At 64.6% G+C, this 2209-nt stretch carries 2 protein-coding genes; both read left to right on the plus strand.

The window, feature by feature from the left end:
- Positions 1-1071, plus strand: a 1071-nt coding sequence (locus Q0288_RS08005; RefSeq protein ID WP_299429372.1) for a hypothetical protein, incomplete at its 5' end; no start/stop codon positions are given.
- Between the two features lie 52 nt (positions 1072-1123).
- The coding region (locus Q0288_RS08010; protein ID WP_299429373.1) for a hypothetical protein at positions 1124-2209 on the plus strand (1086 nt) is incomplete at its 3' end.

Below are 2209 nucleotides of genomic sequence, written 5' to 3' on the forward strand. Positions count from 1 at the left end.
GGCAACGTGGGCGATCTGGGGGCTATCTGGATTACCGGCAGCCGGGCAGATCCAAGAACCCATGGGCCTTTTGTGCTCGAGCGCACCACCGTCTTCAAGACCCGGTCGGCCCTGTGGGCCAATCCAGTGGGGGACCCGGCGGGCGAGGTGGTCATGGAGGTGCGCGACTCGATCCTGGCCGACAATGCCATTGCCATCGGCAGCCACGGTATCCGCGACTCGCTGATTGTGGGCCGGAGTGCGAATACCGATGCCGTCGCGGAAATAGGCCGCATCGGGGTGCAGGAGTACGGTGGCGTCACCACTCTGCAGAACGTTACCTTTGTGAACTTTGGCCCCGGCACCAGCGCCATCGCTACCCGCACCTGCTTCCGCGAAAGCCCCAAGATAATTGCCGAGAACATCCGCTGGGTGAATGCCCGGTTCAACCTCTGCACCGGCAGCAGCGATCTGGCCATTCAGGATAAGGACGGTTCATTAGGGGGTGGTGGGCCAGCCGTGGTAGTGCCGGCTGCAGTGAACTCGAGGGCCATGTTTACCGAGGCCTGTGTGTTCGATGCGGCGAGGAATGCTCGAGTCTGCCCAGCCGAGTTCGAGCACCTCAATCTGACCCTCGAGACCAATACCTTTTACCGGAGCCATGCACCGGGTGCGCCGGGCCTGACCCGTGACGATGGAGAACGTCTGAGCAGTAGCGATGTGACCAATGCGCCGTTCTACTGGACGTTGATTCATGGGCACACCTATACCCTCGAGACCGACCTGGGGGTCTGGCAGCACCTGCGGCTGAGGCTCTATCCCAAGTACCACAGCCACGATGGGTCACCCAGGTCTGCGCTGGTGGTGCTTCCCAGCAATACCTCCACCTTTACCGTATATCGCTGTGCCCTGGAATCCTTGCAGCCCGGAACCAACTGTGCCGACAAAACCCCGCTCACCTCCCTGGCAAGCCTGACCGAGTTGGGCGCCGCTACCCCGCCGGAGCCTGCTTACTTCTACGACCCGACGGCCCAGCGCATCTATCTGAAACTATTTAGCAACACCAACAGATCGCTCCTGGTAGAGCGATAGCAAGGTGTACTGAACCCTATCTGCTTGTCTGCCCATCCAGTACCCTGAATATATGCACCGTGTATGGGCTACAAGGCGGGCCTGGCGTGTGCGGCTCTGGATAGCCGCAGGGCTGGCGCTGTTGCTGCTTCCGCTGGCCTTGCTGGTGCACCCTGCCTGGGTTTTGGCCTCGTTGCTGGGTTTGCTGTATCCCTCTCGTTGGGAGGAGCGACGCGCCCTGGCCGACCTCGACCAGCGGTATGGTCTGGCCTACCGCAGTGCGCTGGAAGCTCCCGCCAACCATCCCTGGCACAACCAGCTGCAAACCGAAGCCAGGGCCAGCCTGCTCGAGGCCCGGCTGCCTGCGGTGCCCTGGCTGCTGGCCACCCTTTATCTGGCCGTGGTAGGGGTGGTCTGGGTGTTGCCGCCGCTACAACTGCCCTTTGTGCAGCCGCCAGTCCCAACCCCTACCGTTTCGGGCCCCGAGGCGGTTCCATCTGCACCCGGCCCCACCCAGACCGATCCCACCCAGCCACAAGCCGCAGAACCGTCTCCACCAGAAGAACCGCAACCAGGCCGGGAGACCGAAAGGGCAAACGACCCCACGGCGCCAGCACCCCCGACAGAGCCGGGCCAGGAAGCGCAGGATCGCAGGGACGTGCAGGGTCAGGAGCAGGCCGAGGAGGCCGCCCGCCCCGACCAGCCGGGCCAAAACCTGCAAGACCGGCAAGATGCCCCTCCCACCCCGCAAAATGGGCAGACGGGCCAGAACCAGCCCGGTCAGAACGGACAACCACAGACCACCCAGCCTGGCCAGGATGCACAGCCGTCGCAAGCGGGCCGTCCGCAACCCGAGCAAACCCAGCCCGGACAGGCACCGCCCAGCCAGCCGGGTCAGCCCCCTCAAAACCAACCTGGGCCAGCGCAGCCAATGCAACCTGGGCAAGCGCAGCCATCCCGCGAGACACCAGGGCAGAATGCCCAGGGCCAGGGTCAGGCCCGCAATGGCGAACGGGGTAGCCCCCAGGGTCAACCGGTTCGTCGTGGGCTTAATCAGCCGGTGGATGCCCAGCGCCCGGCAGGGGAAGCCCCCCTCACTCGAGGCGAGAACCGGCAGGGCAGACCCCAGCCCCTACCCAGCCCCTGGCAGGCCGGACAG

The sequence above is a fragment of the uncultured Meiothermus sp. genome, from assembly GCF_937863175.1.
GTDB lineage: Bacteria > Deinococcota > Deinococci > Deinococcales > Thermaceae > Meiothermus.